This window comes from Bacillus cereus group sp. MYBK15-3, assembly GCF_051916765.1.
Lineage (GTDB): Bacteria > Bacillota > Bacilli > Bacillales > Bacillaceae_G > Bacillus_A > Bacillus_A cereus.
The window spans coordinates 1-1,371 of record NZ_JBQAHG010000026.1; the positions used below are offsets into that span (position 1 = coordinate 1).

The window sequence follows — 1,371 nt, forward strand, 5'->3', positions numbered from 1 at the left end:
CATATTATATGGTTAAGTCCTCGATCTATTAGTATTCGTCAGCTCCACATGTCACCATGCTTCCACCTCGAACCTATCAACCTGATCATCTTTCAGGGATCTTACTAGCTTACGCTATGGGAAATCTCATCTTGAGGGGGGCTTCATGCTTAGATGCTTTCAGCACTTATCCCTTCCGCACATAGCTACCCAGCTATGCCCTTGGCAGAACAACTGGTACACCAGCGGTGCGTCCATCCCGGTCCTCTCGTACTAAGGACAGCTCCTCTCAAATTTCCTACGCCCACGACGGATAGGGACCGAACTGTCTCACGACGTTCTGAACCCAGCTCGCGTACCGCTTTAATGGGCGAACAGCCCAACCCTTGGGACCGACTACAGCCCCAGGATGCGATGAGCCGACATCGAGGTGCCAAACCTCCCCGTCGATGTGGACTCTTGGGGGAGATAAGCCTGTTATCCCCGGGGTAGCTTTTATCCGTTGAGCGATGGCCCTTCCATGCGGAACCACCGGATCACTAAGCCCGACTTTCGTCCCTGCTCGACTTGTAGGTCTCGCAGTCAAGCTCCCTTATGCCTTTGCACTCTACGAATGATTTCCAACCATTCTGAGGGAACCTTTGGGCGCCTCCGTTACACTTTAGGAGGCGACCGCCCCAGTCAAACTGCCCACCTGACACTGTCTCCCGGGTCGATAAGACCCGTAGGTTAGAATTTCAATACAGTCAGGGCGGTATCCCACCAGCGCCTCCACCGAAGCTAGCGCTCCGGTTTCAATGGCTCCCGCCTATCCTGTACAAACTGTACCAAAATTCAATATCAGGCTACAGTAAAGCTCCACGGGGTCTTTCCGTCCTGTCGCGGGTAACCTGCATCTTCACAGGTACTATAATTTCACCGAGTCTCTGGTTGAGACAGTGCCCAAATCGTTACACCTTTCGTGCGGGTCGGAACTTACCCGACAAGGAATTTCGCTACCTTAGGACCGTTATAGTTACGGCCGCCGTTTACTGGGGCTTCAGTTCAGAGCTTCGCTTACGCTAACCCCTCTCCTTAACCTTCCAGCACCGGGCAGGTGTCACCCCCTATACTTCGCCTTACGGCTTCGCAGAGAGCTGTGTTTTTGCTAAACAGTCGCTTGGGCCTATTCACTGCGGCTTTCCGTTAAGAAAGCACCCCTTCTCCCGAAGTTACGGGGTCATTTTGCCGAGTTCCTTAACCAGAGTTCTCTCGCACACCTTAGGATTCTCTCCTCGCCTACCTGTGTCGGTTTGCGGTACAGGCACCTTTTATCTCGCTAGAAGCTTTTCTTGGCAGCGGGGAATCAAAGACTTCGCTCCATAAGGAGCTTCCCCATCACAGCTCAGCCTT

Annotated in this window: 1 rRNA gene; it reads right to left on the reverse strand. The window is 53.0% G+C overall.

The features are described from left to right. Positions 1-8 precede the first annotated feature (8 nt). Positions 9-1,371, reverse strand: a 23S ribosomal RNA gene (locus tag ACTFR8_RS30280); the annotation flags it as partial.